Source organism: Mycobacterium sp. IS-1496 (genome assembly GCF_001499995.1).
Taxonomy (GTDB): domain Bacteria; phylum Actinomycetota; class Actinomycetes; order Mycobacteriales; family Mycobacteriaceae; genus Mycobacterium.
In genome coordinates this window covers 58078-76504 of sequence record NZ_LQIU01000003.1, presented here as the reverse complement: position 1 = coordinate 76504, position 18427 = coordinate 58078, and the positions used below count along the sequence as shown (strand labels likewise).

General features: G+C 68.2%; 14 protein-coding genes and 1 riboswitch. Of the genes, 2 read left to right on the top strand and 12 right to left on the bottom strand.

Annotated features, from left to right (window positions below):
* Position 1 precedes the first annotated feature (1 nt).
* Both AU195_RS03010 and AU195_RS03005 read right to left on the bottom strand, forming a co-directional pair.
* A complete protein-coding gene (locus AU195_RS03010) occupies positions 2-4744 on the bottom strand; it encodes an SDR family NAD(P)-dependent oxidoreductase (protein ID WP_059157581.1) in 4743 nt (1580 codons plus the stop codon).
* Positions 4741-6480 (bottom strand): AMP-binding protein, encoded by a 1740-nt coding sequence (locus AU195_RS03005; protein WP_059157580.1) that lies wholly within the window; start codon positions 6478-6480, stop codon positions 4741-4743. The genes AU195_RS03010 and AU195_RS03005 overlap by 4 nt, the downstream gene beginning before the upstream one ends.
* Positions 6481-8107: 1627 nt before the next feature.
* Between AU195_RS03005 and AU195_RS03000 the strand changes: the two genes are divergently transcribed.
* Both AU195_RS03000 and AU195_RS02995 read left to right on the top strand, forming a co-directional pair.
* Entirely contained in the window at positions 8108-8854 is a 747-nt protein-coding gene (locus AU195_RS03000) for a thioesterase II family protein (RefSeq protein ID WP_059157579.1), read from the top strand.
* A gap of 4 nt (positions 8855-8858) precedes the next feature.
* The gene (locus AU195_RS02995; RefSeq protein WP_059157578.1) at positions 8859-9245 is read left to right on the top strand and encodes a hypothetical protein; all 387 of its coding nucleotides are present in this window, start codon (positions 8859-8861) and stop codon (positions 9243-9245) included.
* 3 nt (positions 9246-9248) lie between these two features.
* On the opposite strand, the gene gcvP is transcribed toward AU195_RS02995, so the two are convergent.
* The 10 genes from gcvP to AU195_RS02945 all read right to left on the bottom strand — a co-directional run bounded on the left by gcvP (position 9249) and on the right by AU195_RS02945 (position 18427).
* Complete coding sequence (gene gcvP, locus AU195_RS02990; protein WP_059157577.1) at positions 9249-12095, bottom strand: aminomethyl-transferring glycine dehydrogenase; 2847 nt, start codon at positions 12093-12095, stop codon at positions 9249-9251.
* 165 nt (positions 12096-12260) lie between these two features.
* A riboswitch (glycine riboswitch) is annotated at positions 12261-12359 on the bottom strand.
* 72 nt (positions 12360-12431) lie between these two features.
* Entirely contained in the window at positions 12432-13052 is a 621-nt protein-coding gene (locus AU195_RS02985; protein WP_059157576.1) for a MerR family transcriptional regulator, read from the bottom strand.
* Between the two features lie 228 nt (positions 13053-13280).
* Positions 13281-13775 carry a bifunctional nuclease family protein gene (locus AU195_RS02980; RefSeq protein WP_011560235.1) on the bottom strand — a complete coding sequence of 165 codons (495 nt, stop codon included), beginning with the start codon at positions 13773-13775 and terminating at the stop codon, positions 13281-13283.
* A gap of 104 nt (positions 13776-13879) precedes the next feature.
* Positions 13880-14641: a transcriptional regulator FtsR gene (gene ftsR, locus AU195_RS02975; protein WP_059157575.1), complete on the bottom strand. Its 762-nt coding sequence runs from the start codon at positions 14639-14641 to the stop codon at positions 13880-13882.
* Between the two features lie 29 nt (positions 14642-14670).
* The gene (gene garA / locus AU195_RS02970; protein ID WP_059093811.1) at positions 14671-15150 is read right to left on the bottom strand and encodes a glycogen accumulation regulator GarA; all 480 of its coding nucleotides are present in this window, start codon (positions 15148-15150) and stop codon (positions 14671-14673) included.
* Positions 15151-15321: 171 nt separating this feature from the next.
* Positions 15322-15717 (bottom strand): glycine cleavage system protein GcvH, encoded by a 396-nt coding sequence (gcvH, locus tag AU195_RS02965; protein ID WP_059157574.1) that lies wholly within the window; start codon positions 15715-15717, stop codon positions 15322-15324.
* Positions 15718-15764: 47 nt separating this feature from the next.
* Complete coding sequence (locus AU195_RS02960) at positions 15765-16559, bottom strand: DUF881 domain-containing protein (RefSeq protein WP_059157573.1); 795 nt, start codon at positions 16557-16559, stop codon at positions 15765-15767.
* Positions 16560-16561: 2 nt separating this feature from the next.
* On the bottom strand, positions 16562-16894 hold the full coding sequence (locus AU195_RS02955) for a small basic family protein (RefSeq protein WP_059093808.1): 333 nt from the start codon (positions 16892-16894) through the stop codon (positions 16562-16564).
* Positions 16891-17832 (bottom strand): DUF881 domain-containing protein, encoded by a 942-nt coding sequence (locus tag AU195_RS02950; RefSeq protein ID WP_059157572.1) that lies wholly within the window; start codon positions 17830-17832, stop codon positions 16891-16893. The genes AU195_RS02955 and AU195_RS02950 overlap by 4 nt, the downstream gene beginning before the upstream one ends.
* Positions 17825-18427 carry a CDP-alcohol phosphatidyltransferase family protein gene (locus tag AU195_RS02945; RefSeq protein ID WP_059157571.1) on the bottom strand — a complete coding sequence of 201 codons (603 nt, stop codon included), beginning with the start codon at positions 18425-18427 and terminating at the stop codon, positions 17825-17827. The genes AU195_RS02950 and AU195_RS02945 overlap by 8 nt, the downstream gene beginning before the upstream one ends.

Sequence of the window (18427 nt, the reverse complement as noted above, 5' to 3'; positions counted from 1 at the left end):
CTCAGCTCAGCCTTTCCGAGAGTTGTTGGAGCAGTTCGTCGTCGCTGAACTCGTCGTAGTCGTCGACGTCTTCGGCATCGGCGATCTCGATCATCTCGGGCAGCACCGTGGCGAGGTACTCGGTGAGCCCCTCGACGGTGGGATAGTCGAAGATCACCGAGGCCGGCAGTGTCTCGCCGAGGCTCTCGCCGAGCTCACGCTTGAGCGTCACGCTCATCAGCGAATCCATCCCGCATTGGAAGAACCCCGCGGACGGGTCCACCAGTTGAGCACTCGACAGTCCCATCGACGAGGCGACCAGTGCACGGACGTGGCGGCTGAGCACGTACCCCCGGTCCTCCGCGGAGCACGCGCGCAGTTCCCGGCGGAACGCGGTCTCGGGAACCGCTGCAGCCGTGTGGTCGCCTTCGTCGTCGGTGCTCTCGACCGGCAGCAGCTCGTCGACGATGCGCAGCGCGGCGCGCGTACGGTAGGCCGCGGCCAGTCGCGGCCAGTCCGCGGCGACCACGGTCGAGCGTGCGGGCGCTCCGGCGGCGGTGATCGACCACAGCGCCTGGATCGCCACCTCGTCGGGCATCGGTTCGAGGCCGGACTCCATGGTGATCTGGCGTTCGTGCTCGCTGTGGTTGTCCGCCAACGACTTCCACAGTCCCCAGTTGACGGCGGTGGCCGGCAGGCCGGCCGCCCGACGCGCGTAGGCGAACGTGTCCAGATAGGTGGTGGTGGCGGTGTAGTGCGCCAGCCACCGAGAGCCCAGGACACCGGAAATCGACGAGAACAAGACGAACTGCTGGACGTCGGTCTCCAGCGACAGGTTGTGCAGAACCGCCACCGCATCGATCTTGGGGGCGAACATTGCGGTGACGTCCTCGTCGGTCATCTCCGTCAGCGTGACCGGTCCGCCACCGAACGCAGCCAGGTAAATGCCGGCCAGCGGGGGCAGGTCTGCGCCGAAACGGTCGAACACCGTGCGCATCGATTCCTCGTCGGCGGCATCGGCGGCCACCGTGACGAGGGTGGTGCCGCGCGCGGCGAGGGCCTCGCCGAGCGCGCGTAGTCGGTCGCCCGGATGACGCGACACCGCGACGACAGTCGTCGCGCCCATATCGGCCAGCTGCTCGATGAGGTGCGGGCCGATGTTGCCCGTCGCTCCCACGACCAGGTGGCTGCCGGCCGGATCGAGACCCTGGCCTGAGACCTGCGGCACCGCTGTCCGGCGCAACCGGGCGACCCGACGCATCCCGTCGCGGTACACCACCTGGTCCTCGCCGTCGTCGGCCGCCGCCTCGGTGAGCAAGTAGCGGGCGGCCAGCCGATCGGGAACCGACTCGTCGAGGTCGATGACCGCTCCCCAGATCTCCGGGTGCTCGAGCGCGAGGGTGCGGCCCAGGCCCCACAACACCGCGTGTGCTGGGTTGGCGCGGTCACCCTCTGTGACGGGTTGGGCGTTGCGGGTGAGAAAGACGAGGCGACCCGGGTCGGCCATCCGCGCAATCGCCACGGCGATGCCACGGGCGGCGTCGAACAATCGACGGCCCGGCGCGGCGTCGAAGATTTCCGGTACCGCCGGCGCATAGACCACGTGGTCGGCAGCCGCCAGTCCGGCCTCCAGCCGGCTTTCCGGCGTGTCTTCGTCGAGGACGGCCACATCGGCCCCATCCCCCAGTTCACGCCGGATCTGAACCGCCAGCGCGGGGTCTCCGACGACCAGCCACGAGCCGACGGCGCGTTGAGTACCGGCGAGGGGCTGGCTCGGCCAGATCAGTTCGCAGTTCCACTCGGCAGGCAGCACCCCCGCCGACCGATCGCCCTGCAACGCCGCCGCGGTGGAGGTTCGCCGCGGGGGTGTGAGATCCATCCAATGCCGGGTGTGCTGCCACGGCGTGGCAGGCAGCACCGGGTGAGGTTCGGGCGGGTGCGGCGTGACCGGCGGATGCGTGGTGTGTGTCGTGTTCAGGTTGGTGTGGAAGACGACGGTGTCGTCGGCATCCCGCGACAGTGTCCCCAGCGCGTGGTGATGCAGGTCCCCGAGAGTTTCGGTGACCGCGTTGGTCAGCATGGGGTTTGGGCTGATCTCGACGAATGTCGTGTGGTTGTCGGCGGCGGTGACGAACGCTTGACTCAGTCGCACCGGTCGCCGCACGTTCGCCACCCAGTAGTCGGCGTCCAGCAGGGGCGTCGTGCTGTCCTCGACTGTCGAGATGAACGGGATCGCCGTGGTGTTCGGCGTGAGGCCCGCCAGTTCGGATCGCAGTTCCTCCAGGATCGGGTCCATGAGCGCGGTGTGGGATGCGACCTCCATGTTGACCCGACGGGCGAACCGATTCTGGCTCTGCACCGCGGCGATAACCGCGTCCACCTGTGCGGGCGGACCGGCGACGACTGTCTGCCCCGGCGAGACGTAACCCGCGACCGCCACGTCCGCATGGTCGGCGATCAGGGCCTCGGTGGACTCGGCGTCCAGGGTCACCAGAGCCACAGCGCCCTGGCCGGCCAGCCGCGACATCAGCCGGGACCGCACCGCGATCACGCGAAGCCCTTCGGCCGGGCTCAGCGCACCGGCGACCACCGCCGCGGTCACCTCACCCATCGAGTGACCGATCACCGCATCCGGGGTAACCCCATAGGACCGCCACAACTCGGTCAACGCCAACTGCAACCCCATGATCACCGGCTGCACCCGCGCATCACCCGCAACGGCCTCACCGTCGGCGAGTACCTGCTGCAACGAAAAACCCACCTGCTCAACGAACACCGGCTCGAGCTCGGCCACCGCTGCCGCGAACGCCGGCTCGTCGGCCAACAACCGCCGACCCATCCCCGCCCACTGCGAACCCTGCCCGGAAAACACGAACACCGTCCCCGAACCACACGGACCCTCATGAGGTCTCACCACGCCGTCGGCGGGCCGTCCCGAGGCCAGCGCCAGAAGGCCCGCCACGGCGTCGAGACCGTCCCGGGCGCACACCGTCGCGAACGCCTGATGGCGGGCACGGTGGTGATTCAGGGTGTGGGCCACATCGGCCAGCGCGACGCCCGCACCCGGTCCCGACATCCAATCGGCCAGTGCGGCAGCGGCGGCTCCGATCCGCTCGGGGGACTTGCCCGAGACGACCAGCGTGCTCACGGCGGCGGCAGGGTGCGGTTCGCCCGCGATCGCGTCCGGCGCCTGTTCGAGGATGACGTGCGCGTTGGTTCCGCCGAAACCAAAGGAGGACACCCCGGCGCGGCGCGCGCGCGACACGGCAGGCCACTCCTGTTCGCGATCAACCACTTTCAGACGCAACTGGTCGAACGGAATGTGAGGGTTCGGCGACTGATAGCCGGCGTTTCCGGGGATTCGTCCACGCTGCAGTGCCATCACGGTCTTGATGAAGCCGGCTACCCCGGCCGCGGCCTCGAGATGGCCAAGGTTCGATTTGACCGCGCCCACGAGCAGCGGCGAGGTGGTCGGCCGCCCACGGCCCATCACCGAACCGAGGGCCCGGGCCTCGATCGGGTCACCCAAGAAGGTGCCGGTTCCGTGCGCCTCGACGAAGTCCATGTCTTGCGGTTCGATAGCGGCGTTCGCGCACGCCGACCGCAGCACCGCCATCTGCGCGGCCGGGTTCGGGGCCATCAGACCGTTGGACCGACCGTCCTGGTTGACCGCGGAACCGCGCACCACGGCCAGCACCCGGTCACCGTCGCGCAGCGCGTCCGGCAGGCGTTTGAGCACCACCACACCGCAGCCCTCGCCGCGAACGAAGCCGTCGGCGGCGGCGTCGAAGGAATGGCACATCCCTGTCGGCGAGAGGGCACCGGCCTGGTCGAAGCCGTGGAATACCGCGGGCGAGAGCAGCAGATTCACGCCGGCGGCCAGTGCGAGGTTCGAGTCGCCCGAACGCAGGCTTTGGCAGGCCAGGTGGATGGCGACGAGGGACGAGGAGCACGCCGTGTCGACCGTGATCGACGGGCCGCGCAGGTCGAGGAAGTAGGAGAGCCTGTTGGCGATGATGCTCAGGGCGCCTCCGGTGTTGCTCCACGCGTCGACCCGGGGCAGGTCCGTTGACGCGAGGTAGCCGTATTCGCTGAAGCAGGCGCCCGCGAAAACGCCTGTCTGCGAACGACGCAGGGAGGCCGCGGGGATCCCCGCGTGTTCCAGCGCCTCCCAGGACACCTCCAGCAGCAGCCGCTGCTGCGGATCCATCTTGACGGCCTCACGCGAGGAGATGTCGAAGAAGTCCGCATCGAAGCCCTCGATGTCGTTCAGGAACGAGCCCCACCGTGTGGTGCGCGCCAGTGCGGACGACATCTCCGGCGAGCCGTCGTCGAACGGCGCCCAGCGTTCGGCGGGCACCTCCCCCACCGTGCAGCGACCGTCGGCGAGGAGATCCCACAGGGCGTCCGGATCGTTGATTCCCCCCGGCATCCGGCAACCCAGCCCGATGACGGCGATGGGCTCGGTGCCCGAGACGTTCGGTGCCTCGACGATCGCCTGCGCCTCCGCCTCCGCAACCGGTGCGCTCAGGAACTCGATGAGACCGTTGATCGTCGGGTGCTGCCAGAAATCAACCGGCGAGACCGGCCTGCCGAGCAGCTCAGCCAGTTCACCGGACAGCACGACGGCATCGCGCGAGCCGAGCCCGAGGTCTGCCATCGACGCGTCGAAGTCGATGCTCTCGGGTGAACATCCGACGTGCGTGATCAGGTGGTTGACCAGCCAGTCGCGCAGCCTCGCATCGTCGAGCGCGGCCGAAGTCATGCCGGCTGATCCAGACGCTCGAACTCTCCACGCCCGTAGCGCTCGACACAGGTGGAGCGCCGGATCTTGCCACTGGTGGTGATCGGGATCGAACCGGGTGCGACGAACACGATGTCGGCGGCCCTGACCCGGTGAGTGGTCGAAACAGCCGCGGTGACCGAACGTTTGAGGGTGCGCAGACGTTCTTGGTGCTCCTCGTCGGAGCCGCGCTTCTTCACCTCGACGATGGCGACCAGGTGTTCGGTTTCCCCGCTGGGCACCGAGATCGCGGCGACCCGACCGCCGGACAGCTCCTGGATCGTGGCCTCGATGTCGTCCGGGTAGTGGTTCGACCCGTCGACGATCAGAAGATCCTTGATCCGGCCGATGATGAACAGTTCACCGTCGGAGATCACGCCCACGTCGCCGGTGCGCAGCCATGGGCCTGCCGGAGTGCCGGCCGACGGGTTGACCAGCCGTCCGGAGAATGCCCGCTCCGTCTCCTTCGGGCGCTGCCAGTAACCCCTGGCGACGTTCGCCCCGTGGACCCAAATCTCACCGACCTTGCCCGCGGGGTTCTCGGCGCCGCTCTCCGGATCGACGATGCGCAGCATGGTCGACCGCACCGTCCCGTGACCCAGCAGATCGGTGCCACCGACGGCCTCGCTCTCGCACCGCATCGCGTGTCCGCTCGAGAGCTTCTCGTAGTCGAACCGGACGATGTTCGGGGCGTGGCCCCGGTCGGACGTGGCGACGTACACGGTGGCTTCGGCGAGCCCGTAGGAGGGTTTGATCGACGCGGTGTTCAGGCCGAACCGGCTGAAACGGTCCACGAAGCGGTTGACGGTCGCGGCGTGCACCCGTTCGCTGCCGCTGCAGATTCCGAGCACCCCGCCCAGATCGAGTCCGGCCATGTCCTGGTCGGTGGTCCGCCGGACCGCCAACTCGAACGCGAAATTCGGTGCTGCGGTGAATGATCCGGGATTGATGGCAAGTTGCTGTATCCAGCGGGCCGGACGCTGCAGGAACGCCATCGGGCTCATCAGGACGGCGGAACGGCCGCTCACCAGCGGTGCGCACACTCCCTTGATCAGACCCATGTCGTGATAGAACGGCAGCCACGACACGAAGGTCATGCCCGGCGGAGTAAGCCCGGAGCAGCCGAAATAGTCGGTGAAGGCCTGATCGACGTTGACGACGACGTTGTCATGGGTGACGACGACGCCGGCCGGAACGCGGGTCGACCCCGACGTGTACTGCAGGTACGCGATCTTGGACTGTCGGGCCGGCGCCGCACCCAGCTGGGCGGGGGCGTCGAGGTCCAGCGAGTCGACCTCGACAACCGTCGCCGCGCGACCGCCACCCTGCGCGTAACGGGTGACCTCGCCCGCGACCGCCGACGTGGTCAGGATGACCGACGGCGCGCAGTCCCGCAGCACGCTCGAGATCCGCTCGTCGTGAACGCCGTACTGCGGCACCGAAAGTGGAGCGGCGATGAGGCCTGCCTGCAGCGCGCCGAAGAAGGCGACGATGTAGTCCAGCCCCTGCGGAGCGAGGATCGCGGCACGGTCGCCAGCGGCGCCGAACAGTGTGAGTTCCTCGGCAAGGACCTGCGCCCTGTTGTGCAGCTGGGCCCACGTGAGCGTCTCGGCGTACCCGTTCGGGTCGACGTCGAAGTCGAGGAACGTGTACGCGGCCTCGTCGGGCTGCCGCAGCGCCCGCTCCTGCAGCAGGGCTGTCAGAGACGATTCAGTCATGGTCCTACCCGTTTCTTCAGTGGCCGTCCGTTGAGAAGTGCGTGTGCGCTCGCCATCGACGGCGCTTCCCTGTGGCCCGGTACCGCGGCGCGTCCTCCCCAGGTGCGCGCCCAGCGTGCCGGAGCCCTCGGTCGAAAAGACCGTCAATGTCGTCCCCCAGTGCTCCCCACCAACGAATTCCGGTCATCGTGAACCACCCCTGCGGTTTCGTTGATCGCCATACCGTACAACGGCAATCCGAAACTTAAACCTGGAATTCTGGCCGCATCATTGCTTTCGTTTCCTACGCAAATTACGCGCGGTGGGGTTCCGGTGCGAAGGCGCCCGCTACCAGCGAGTTTGACGCCCGTCAAGCAAATTCCGGACGCACACGACGGTCTCAAATCAGCAACGGCCGGATCCGTGCGCGGCACCACCCGTTACCGACCCCACCGCACCCGGGGCGGCAGTTCCAGCAATGATCACCCACGTCCGACGAGCCCGTCGCACTGCCGACCACTGCCGGCGCCGCATCCGAGACGGCCACGATCCGACGCCATGGCACTCGCGGCAAGGCTGAGCGGTGGCGGCCGTGAGCACAACCATCGTGACACCCGGTGCCGTTATCGGCGCAGGTCGCCGCGTTGGCCACTATTTCGGGCGGCACCTATGCGGACGGCAACGAAATCGGTTGTCCGGGCGTGGGCCAGGCGCTGGGATGAGCCGATCCGAGCCACTTGTGCCACCAGGAACTTGACGGCGGCGTCACTTCGGGCAAGTGCCGCGGACGGTGGCGGCCAATACGAATTTGGGCGTCGTCGGCGAAGCTGCCGCAACGTCGCGCACCGGCTTCGGCAACGTGGGATGTCACCCGACAGGCAAACCGCCATGCGGATGGCTCGCACCCTCGGCGACGCCCGCTACACAGTGAAGCACGAATTCGCCGTATGGACGACGAGCCATTGTTGAGGGAATAAACATTGCGCAGCAATTCACGGAATTATCGAAGCGGAATTCGATAATGTTTGTTTGTCAGGCTATCCAGCGGACCTGGTCCAATTCCCACCATAATGGCGCGATACGACACCGCCGCGGATACCCACCACGTCGCCTCGCCGGTCGAGACGGCGGGGCTTGGCTCTCACGGCCCGCCCACCAGCACGAATCGCCATACGGGCGGCGGATGGCCTCTCGCCGGATGCTGCCGCTTGCAAGGGTTTTGGAGGACGCGGCCGTCGCACACGCGCAACTCGACGCGCACCTCGGCCGATTGGCTGTAAATCTCTTCACCGGCCCGGCGCGCGGTCATGCAATTCTTATCTGATTCTCAGTTGCCGCCGCGCTCCAGCCTTCCGAACGACTGAAGGAAAGTCCAAGATCTTGGAATTTGACGATTGTGACGAAATCTGTCGAGCCGGCGCGGAGCGGTTCCGGTCAGCAACCACGCACATGATTGCGCCGCATTGCTGCGCTCCGGCGCGCTGCACATCCGGGCAGGTCACGGGAACTCTGCGTTCGTAAAGACCATCGCGAAGACTTCGCTGATCTGTCGCGCAGCGCTTGATATTTCGGCCATCATCGACAGCGTCGACATTCCACGAAGTGCCGTGCCTGGTGGCGAAACCGGGTAGTGGCAGGGGGAAACCACATGAACAGTGCCACGTCGTTGGGCGCGACGACTCAGTCCGCAGTCGAGACGCTCTTCATCTTTCCGCACGCCGGCGGGTCCGCCGCCGGGTACAAGCCGTTCGCCCGCGCGTTCACGATGGACGCGAAACGGATCGCGGTGCAGTACCCGGGCCGCGCCGGACGCCATGACGTACCCGATCTTGCGAGCATCCCCGCGCTGGCCGACGACATCTACCCACTGCTGCGTCCGAAGATCAGCGGATCCCGCGTCGCCTTCTTCGGCCACAGTATGGGCGGGCTGATCGCATTCGACATCGCCCGTCGGCTCGAACAGGACGGCGATTCCCTTGCCGCGCTGTTCCTCTCGGCATCACCGGCGCCCGGCCACGCTGGCTACGAGCAATTGCACCAGGGTTCGGACGACGAACTGCTCGAGATGGTGGCGGCCATGACGGGGGCCGATTCCCAGTTCGTCGGAGGTGAATTCGGCGCCACGGTGCTCAAAACACTGCGGAACTACGGGGCGATCACCAGTTACCGCTGCCCACCGGGAACAACCGTGTCCTGTCCGGTGTACGCCTACGCCGCGGCGGACGACGCGGCGGTGACCTACGACAGCATGCGCGCCTGGTCCGAGTTCACCACCGGCGACTTCTCGTTGCGCACCGTCGCGGGGAACCACTTCTTCATCACCCAGCACGTCGACGAGATCGTCGGTGACATCGAGGCCCGGCTCACCGGGTCCAGCGTTCAGAAACAGAGGTGAGGCGATGGTCGTGAGTCGCGATGCCGAGAAGGATCTCGGCTTGGTGCTGTCCTATCTGACCGGCCGCAAGCTCACACTCGACGAGGTGCTCGCCGCGGTGGGGATGTCGCGGTCGACCTACTACGACCGGCAGGGTAAGGGCACGCTGACGACCACCGACACCCTGCTTCGCGCCGCCCGGAACCTCGACCTCAACCCGGTGGACCTGCTCATCCGCTACGGCCGGATCGCACCCACTGACGTTGCGGACTACCTGGAGGGCGAAGAAGGACACCCTTTTGGCCTGACGACGACGACGTCCGCCACACCGGCGAACCAGCCTGAGCACACTCGCCGTCGTCGTCGCTCGCTCAACTTGATGACCCCACGCCCCGACGCGCCTCCCCTGTAGCCGCTAGGCGAACGCCTCGACCGGCGGGCACGAACACATCAGGTTGCGATCGCCGTAGGCCCCGTCGATCCGCCGCACCGGCGGCCACACCTTGGGCCGGAAACCCTTGCCCAGCGGGTAGGCAGCCTGCTCGCGGGTGTACGGGTGATCCCAGTCCGCCACCAACAGCGACTCGGCGGTGTGCGGGGCCCCGCGCAGCGGGTTGTCGTCCACCGGCCACGCACCCGAACCGACCTGGTCGATCTCGGCCCGGATGGCGATCATCGCCGCACAGAACGCGTCCACCTCGGCCAGCGATTCACTCTCGGTCGGCTCGACCATCAACGTCCCCGCCACCGGGAAACTCATCGTCGGCGCGTGAAAACCGAAGTCCGCCAAGCGTTTTGCCACGTCATCCACCGTGACGCCGGTCTGCTTGGTGATGGGCCGCAGGTCCAGGATGCACTCGTGGGCCACCATGCCGTTCTCCCCCGTGTAGAGCACCGGGTAGTACTCGTCGAGACGGCGGGCGACGTAGTTGGCCGATGCAATCGCGGTGAGCGACGCCGCGCGAAGGCCCGGTGCGCCCATCATCCGGATGTACATCCACGTGATCGGCAGGATCGACGCCGACCCGTACGGGGCGGCCGACACGGTGTAGTCGTCACCGAGTTCGTCGGCGAGCGGATGGCCCGGCAGATACGGGGCCAGGTGCGCGCGCACCGCGACCGGACCCACACCCGGACCGCCCCCACCGTGCGGGATGCAGAACGTCTTGTGCAGGTTGAGGTGGCTGACGTCGCCGCCGAACCGACCCGGCCGGGCGAGGCCGACCAGCGCGTTGAGGTTCGCACCGTCGACATACACCTGACCGCCGGCATCGTGGACGGCCGCGCAGATCTCCGCGACATCGTGCTCGTACACACCGTGGGTGGACGGATAAGTGATCATCAACGCGGCGAGACGCTCGGCGTTCTCGCTCACCTTGGCGCGCAGGTCGTCCAGGTCGACATCGCCGTTGGGCCGGCAGCCCACCACCACGACCCGCATGCCCGCCAGCGCCGCCGACGCGGCGTTGGTGCCGTGGGCGCTCGACGGAATCAGGCACACATCACGTTCGGGTGCGCCGTTGGCGTCGTGGTAGGCCCTGATCGCCAGCAGGCCGGCGTATTCGCCCTGCGATCCGGCGTTGGGCTGCAACGAGATCTCGTCGTACCCGGTGATGCCGGTCAGCCAGGTCTGCAGATCGGCGATCAGCCTGCGCAGGCCCGGGGCGTCGCCCTCCGGGGCGAACGGGTGCTGCCTGGCGAACTCCGGCCAGGTGATCGGCTCCATCTCCGCGGCCGCGTTGAGTTTCATCGTGCAGGAACCGAGCGGGATCATGCTGCGGTCCAGCGCGATGTCCTTATCGGCCAACGACCGCAGGTAGCGCATCATCTCGGTTTCGGTGCGGTACCGGGTGAACGCCGGGTGCGTGAGGAATCCCGAAGAGCGCGTGGCGATCTCGGGTCCGGTGAAGGGCCGCCCGCCACGGGTGGCGCCGAATGCCGAGAGCACCGCGGCGACGTGGTCGGCGGTGGTCGCCTCGTCGCACGCCACCGAGACGTGATCGGCGTCGACCAGCCAGATGTTGATCCCGTGGGACTTCGCGGCCTGCCGGATCTCTACCGCCCGGCCCGGCACGCGGACCAGCACGGTGTCGAAGAACGCGTCGTGCACCACGTCGACCCCGGCCCCCGCGAGTCCGGTCGCGACCGCGCGGGCGTGCCCGTGGACACGTCGGGCGATCGCGGTCAGGCCCTCGGCGCCGTGATAGCTCGCGTACATCGCGGCGATGACCGCGAGCAGCACCTGGGCGGTGCAGATGTTGCTGGTCGCCTTGTCGCGGCGGATGTGCTGTTCGCGGGTCTGCAGCGCCAACCGGTAGGCCGGCGCCCCGTCGGCGTCGACCGACACCCCGACGAGACGGCCGGGCAGTTGGCGGGCGTGCTTGGTGTGGACCGCGAGGTATCCGGCGTGCGGGCCGCCGAAGCCCATCGGCACCCCGAAGCGCTGCGTGCTGCCGAACGAGACGTCGGCGCCGAAGTCTCCCGGCGGGGTGACCAGCGTCAGCGCGAGCAGATCGGCGCCGACCGCGACCAGGGCGCCGCGTTCGTGCGCCTCGGCGACCAGCGGCGCCCAGTCGACGAGCACACCGCTGGCCCCCGGCAACTGCACGACGACACCGAAGAAGTCACCGTCGGGCAGACCCTGACGCAGGTCGGCGTTGACGATCTCGATGCCCAGCGGCCGGGCCCGCGTGGCGAGCACGGCGCCGGTCTGGCGGTACACGTCGACATCCACGGCGAGCCGGTTCGACTTGCTTCTGCCGGCCCGCTGCATCAGCGTCATGGCCTCGGCCGCGGCGGTGGCCTCGTCGAGCATCGACGCGTTGGCCACCTCGAGACCGGTCAGATCGGACACCATGGTCTGGAAGTTGAGCAGCGCCTCGAGGCGGCCCTGGCTGATCTCGGGCTGGTACGGCGTGTACGCGGTGTACCAGGCCGGATTCTCCAGGATGTTGCGGCGCAGCACCGGCGGGGTCAGGGTGTCGAAATAGCCCTGGCCGATCATCGACACCGCGACGGTGTTCGACTCGGCGAGCGCACGCAGTTCGGCGAGGGCCTCGGTCTCCGAGGCGGGCGCGGGCAGGGACTCCAGACCTGGTGCGACCCCCTCGGCGGACAGCGCGTCGAGGATGTTCGCGGGCAACGCCTTGGCGGCGAGGTCGTCGAGGGTCGGCACGCCGATGGTGTCGAGCATGACCGCGACGGCGTCGGAGTCCGGACCGATGTGCCGGTCGGCGAATCGGGGCTGATGAGCATCGAGCACGGGTGAGATCTCCTACCGGGCGCAGAACCGCTGGACGATCCCTCTCCCTCTGTCGTCGACCCGGGCGGGCGCCTGAGAGATTCGGCAGCGGACCCGATTCCGGAGTCCGTGCCTTTCCCCATGGGCGGGCGGACCGCTGGTGTCCACCGCTTTCCAGAGGCATCGAGGCCGTGCGCGGTCCTGGGTGCCTGAGAGGTTGACGGAGAGGTGTTGCTCCTTCGGCGCCCGTGACTGGCGATCACGGAGCTCTCCCGCACACGGGCGATGCACGACCAGTTTAGCGGGCGGCACGCAACAGCGTCCGATCGAGGTCAGCGCCGGTGAACCGGCTGCGCGTCAACCGATCTTGCGGTCGCGGTGTTTCCGCCGGGAGGCCAGCTCGTCCTCGGGCGCGGCGATGGACTCGCCACCGTCGGCCCGTTCACCGGGGAAGTCGGCGATCGCGCCGGTCAACTCGCGCATCGCACCCGAGACCGCGATACCGAAGACACCCTGGCCGCCCTGGAGCAGGTCGACGACCTCCTCGGCGGAGGTGCACTCGTACACCGTGGTGCCGTCGGAGAACAGCGTGATGTTCGCCAGGTCGCTGACGCCGCGTTGGCGCAGATGGTCGACCGCGACGCGGATGTTGTGCAGCGAGATCCCGGTGTCGAGCAGTCGCTTGACGATCTTGAGGACGAGGATGTCCTTGAACGAGTACAGCCGCTGGCTACCCGAACCGGCCGCGCCGCGGATCGAGGGCACCACCAGCGAGGTGCGGGCCCAGTAGTCGAGCTGCCGGTAGGTGATGCCGGCGATCTGGCAGGCGCTCGGCCCGCGGTAGCCCACGAGTTCGTCCGGGACGGAGTCGTCGGGGAACAGACCACCCTGCACGGGTTCGCTCGTCACCCGGGGCGCCGGCTCAGGGGTGTTCTCGGTCGACAGATCCAGCTCTCCCTGACGTGGCGTGTCGCCCACTATCGAATCCTCTCGCCGATCGAACTCGCCCGCTAGCACCCTGCAGCGACGTGCAGATCAGTGTCGTCGTACGCCAGCCCGATTGTGTCCGAGCATACGCGTTCACTCGAGCCCTGACTGCTCGTCGCTCCCAAAGTATGGCCGCCTGACGAGGCGTTGGTGGCCACCCACACCGCGTGTCGGCACGCATGCGCCCAGTTGAGACGCATCCGTGACAAAGCCCGGGTTTCAGGTCGCTTTGAAGTCGTCCGGAGACACGCTGTCGAGGAATTCCTTGAACTTCTCGACCTCGTCCTCGCGGACCGCGCCTGCGGCCTCTTCGTCGTTCTCGTCGGGAATCAGCAGCCCGGCCTCCGCCAGCACCGCCTCCTCGACGTAGATGGGCACTCCGACGCGCAGCGCGATGGCCACCGAATCCGACGGCCGCGCAGATACCTTGATGTCCCGGTCGAAGATCAGGTCGGCGTAGAAGGTGCCCTCCTGCAGGTCGACGATCCGCACCTCCTTGAGCGAATGCCCGAGTGCGGCGATGACGTCGCGGATCAGATCGTGGGTCAGCGGTCGGGCCGGTTCGACACCCTGCTGTTCCAGGGCGATCGCGGCGGCCTCCGACTGGCCGATCCAGATCGGCAGATAACGGTCGCCGTTGGACTCGCGCAGCAGGAGCACCGGCTGGTTCTGGGGCTGCTCCACGCGAATGCCGACCACACGAACCTCAGCCATCTGTGTCTGCCCTTTCGCACCAGTGTGCTTGTCGTTCTTCGGTGCTGCGTGTCAGATGCGGCGACCTGACGCGACGAACGAATCCGTCGTTGCGAGTCTAATCCTCAGCGATCCAGTACGTCGCGTACGGCCGATTTGATCAACGACGTGTGCAGCGTGATGGCCAGTGCCGCCACTTCCCGGGCGAGGTCGTCGGCCCGGTCGCGTGCGCCGGTCGTGCCTGCCTTGCCGACCGGACCGGCGATCTGCGCGATGAGGTCGGACTGCCGGTCGGCGGCCGAGCGGAACGCGCGCAGATGGCGCGGTTCGACGCCGTAGTCGGCCAGCGCGCGGGCGCACTGCGCGATCACCACGGAGTGTTCGTCGAAGAAGATCCCGCCGCCCGCCCTGGACGACGGGGTGATGACCCCGGCCTTGATCAGCGCGGCCAGCAGTTCGTCGTCGATACCGGACCGCCCCAGCAGGTCCTCGCGGCTGAGCCGGACCTGGGTCGGGGCGACGCTCGCGACGCCGGCCGCATCCCCGTCGTCGGTGCCGACCGGCACCAGCCTCGGCGCCGGGTAGGGCGTCGGGAAAGACGGAGCAGACGGCGGCAGCGCACCGTCGGGCTGGGCGTCGAGTTGGGCTTTGATGACCTTGAGCGGCAGGTAGTGATCGCGCTGCGCAGTGAGGATGAAGCGGAGGCGCGCACAGTCGTACGCGGTGAACCGACGGTAGCCCGACGCGGTGCGCTCCGGCGTGACCAGACCTTCGGCCTCCAGGAACCGGATCTTGGAGATCGTCACGTCCGGAAAGTCCGGCCGGAGTAGGTCCAGGACCGCCCCGATGGACATCCCGGCGAGTGGGGCGCTGTCGGGCTGGCTCATTGACTCTTCGCGCGGGCGCTCATCGGCACCTAGCTGCTCGGGCCGTTCTCGTCGGTGCTGGGGCCCGTCAGGAACACCAGGCGGAACTTGCCGATCTGCACCTCGTCACCGTTGGAGAGCACGGCGGAGTCCACCGGTTCGCGGTTGACGTACGTGCCGTTGAGGCTGCCGACGTCGACCACCTGGAACTCACCGCTCTCGAGCCGGAACTCGGCGTGCCGGCGGCTGACGGTGACGTCGTCGAGGAAGATGTCGCTGTCGGGGTGACGACCGGCCGATGTCGTCGGCTGGTCGAGCAGGAACCGCGAACCCGCGTTCGGACCCCGCTTGACGACCAGAAGCGCCGAGCCGACCGGCAGGCCCTCTACACCGGAGACCGCGCTGTCGGACCCTGCCGCAGGCGGTGCGTCCAACTCGTTGAGGAAGTCGGCCCGGAATACCGAGGTCGTCTCGACGGTGACTTCTTCAGACGTCTGGTCGCCCCCAGAGTTGATGTCCTTCTCCGTCACCCGCTGCTCCTCACTGGCTGCTGTGGCGATATCCGGCCGGTCACAGCCGTCGTCTCACGTCGACCGTACCGCGCTGTGGACGTCACTGTGTCCACCACCGCCGGATCCGCCCCTCGTTGATTTCACTCGGTCGAAGATGGTCGAACCGTCGCCCAGCACCCTAACAACAACTCACTCGGTCACCACGCCACGGTAGGCGTCCGCGTCGAGCAGACCACCGAGGGCCGCCTCCATGTCGTCGGCGTCGAGCTGCAGGTCGACCAGCCATCCCTCGCCGTACGGGTCGGAGTTGACCAGATCGGGGCTGCCCTCCAGATTCGCGTTGACGGCAACCACTTTCGCGCTGACGGGCGCGTACAGATCCGACACCGACTTGGTGGACTCGACCTCGCCGAACGTCTCCCCGGAGGTCAGTTCGGCGCCGACGTCGGGCAGCTGTACGAACACGACGTCACCGAGCGCAGACTGCGCGTAGTCGGTGATGCCGACGCGCAGAGTGTCGTCACCCGTGCGGAGCACCCACTCGTGTTCCTCGGTGTAGTGCAGCTCGGCTGGGATCTCGGTCACGGGTCTCCTCTGCGTACGACGGCGTGGATCGGCCGACGGCCGGCACGCTATTTGACTGGCTGAGCGTATTGGCGGTCTTTCGGTTGCCGCAAGGCGGTCACGTCCACCCGCTCGGCCTGTTGTATCGCCATTGTCCCGCCCACCCTTTCGATGCTGTCCATCGCACCGCCCGGGATGTTCATCGCGGCCGCCAGGGTCGGCGGATCGCCAATGGCGGCAACGGTGTACGTCGGGTTCAGCGTCGTCCCGTCGACATTGAGCGCCCCGGGTCTTCCGACGATCCAGGTGTCGACGCCGACCCGCACCACCACCGGCTGCCCGCCCGCGGCGCCCTGGATCTGGATCGCCTCGGCGCCGGCGGCGCGCAGTTCGTTGACCACGTCGAGCATCGTCTCGGGCGGAACCCCCGGGGTGCTGTCGGTGATGGTGAGGGTCACACCGGGACCCGTGGCGCCGACGGCGCCGATGAGGATGGACAGCGCCGCGAGCCGCGCCTGGGCGTTCTCGATGGCCGCCTGGTCGTTGCTCCCGGAGGCCGCCAACTGCTCGAGTGTCCGGCGCAGATCCGCGACTTCGGTGTTGAGCGCGGCCTCGCGCTGCTGCAACGAGTCGAGCAGGATCAACAGGTCGGCGGGCCGGGCCGTCTCGAGCGAGTCACCCGATTCGTTCTCCCGGACCTGGGTGACGATCGCCACGCCGAGCAGGATGCACAGCAGCGCTCCGAGTGCGCCGAAGAGAAGTTGCGACCGGCCGGGGCGCAGCAGGCGGCCGAGCGGGAGCCGCGGGCGCTCCGACGGCAGTTCGTGGCGGCCATGGTGTTCGACGTGGTTGTCATCGGTCATGATCAGGCACCGAAGAGTCTGCGCCGCAGCGCCGCGGCGTTGCCGAAGATGCGGATGCCGAGCACGACGATGATCGCGGTGGACAACTGTGTGCCCACGCCCAACTGGTCGCCGACGTACACGATGAGCGCGGCGACGAGCACGTTGAAGACGAACGACACCACGAACACCTTGGAGTCGAAGATCTGCTCGAGATAGGCGCGCAGTCCACCGAACACGGCGTCGAGCGCCGCGACCACCGCGATGGGCAGGTAGGGCTCGACGAAGTCCGGCACGCTCGGGCGGAACACCAGGCCCAGGACGATGCCGACGAGCAGCGCGGCGATTCCGATCATCTGGCTCCGATCTGGGTGGCGAAGTTGACCTCCCGCACCGAACCGGCGGGCAGGGTGAGCGCTTCTGCGGAGATGACCGAAACCCCGACACCGTAAGAGGTTTCGAGAAGCCGCAGCCGCTGCAGGCCGGTACTGCGATCGAACGTGTCGGCCATCGACTTGGGCGGGCCGACGGCCTGCAGGAGATACGGGCTGCTGATGGGCTGATTGTCGACGAGGATGCCGCCGCCGGCCTGCCGGATCGTGACGTTGGGCCCGATGCGCACCCCGCCGACGGCCACCGCTTCCGCGCCGCTCACCCACAGCGAGTTGACCACCAGCTGCAGATCGCGGTCGAGGATGACCTGCCGACTGCCCGCGACACGCTGCTTCGACACGTCGGACAGGTCGTTCGACAGCCCGGGATCGGTGACGGTGACCGTCAGTCCCGGACCGATCACCGGGGTCGCGGCCTCGGCGACGTCGGCGACGTCGAGGTCGGCCAGCAGTCGCCTGCCGCGCTCATCGCCCTCGAGCCGGCTGCGGCGCTCCGCCGCGACCTGTGTGGTCAGCGCGTCGCGCTGCGCGGTGAGTTGGTCGTCGGTCGCCTCGGCCGCCCGCACGCTCCCGGCGAGGACATGCTGGGCCTCGCGGGTGGCCGGCGCGGCGGTCTGCGCCTGCGCCGCGGCGACGCCGAACACCGTCGCGACAGTGAGCGCCGCCGCCACCTGCCAGCCCCACTCGACGGCGCGCGGCCGCGTGGCGCCGTCGCGCCGGGCGGCGGCCGCGGCGGCATAGCCGGGGTCGAGATGTTCGGAGAGCAGCGATCGCAGCAGCGAGGGCACCGGGATCTTCTTGGGCGCGGCGTCGTGGTGCTTGAGACCCGCCTCGGGATCGAAGCCGCCCAGTGCCCGGCGCTCGTCGGGCGTCGGCGGTTTTGCGCTCTGCCCGTCAGCCACCGGCCCGGACCTTCGGCAACCGCGTGGCGACCATCGCCACCTGGACCAGGTACAGCACCCCCGACCACAGGTACAGCGCCATCCCCCAGATCAGGAACCCCCAGCCGCAGGCCAGCACCACCCGGCTCCAGAGGGCATCCCACTGACCCAGCAGCACCAGCGGGAAGCCGGACATCAACGCGAACGTCGCCGCCTTACCCAGATAGGTGACCGGTAGGGCGGCCAATCCCCGGGCGCGCAGCAGCGGCAGGGTCGCCGCGAGCACCAGGTCGCGGGCGAGCAGGGTGATGACGAACCACCACGGGACGCTGCCCTCGACGGCGAGCGCCAGCGGCACGGTCACCATGTAGATCCGGTCGACGAGCGGGTCGAGCAGCTCTCCCAGCCGGGACGACTGATTGTCGACCAGCCGGGCGATCTTGCCGTCGGCCCAGTCGGAGAAGCCGCTGAACATCAACACGCCGACCGCCCAGGCGTTGGCGTGCGCGCCGAACAACAACCACAGGAACACCGGGACCAGCACCAGGCGCAGCACAGACAGTGCGTTGGGCACCGTCAGCACGCGGTCCCGCTCCCCTGACGCAGAGGCGTCCAT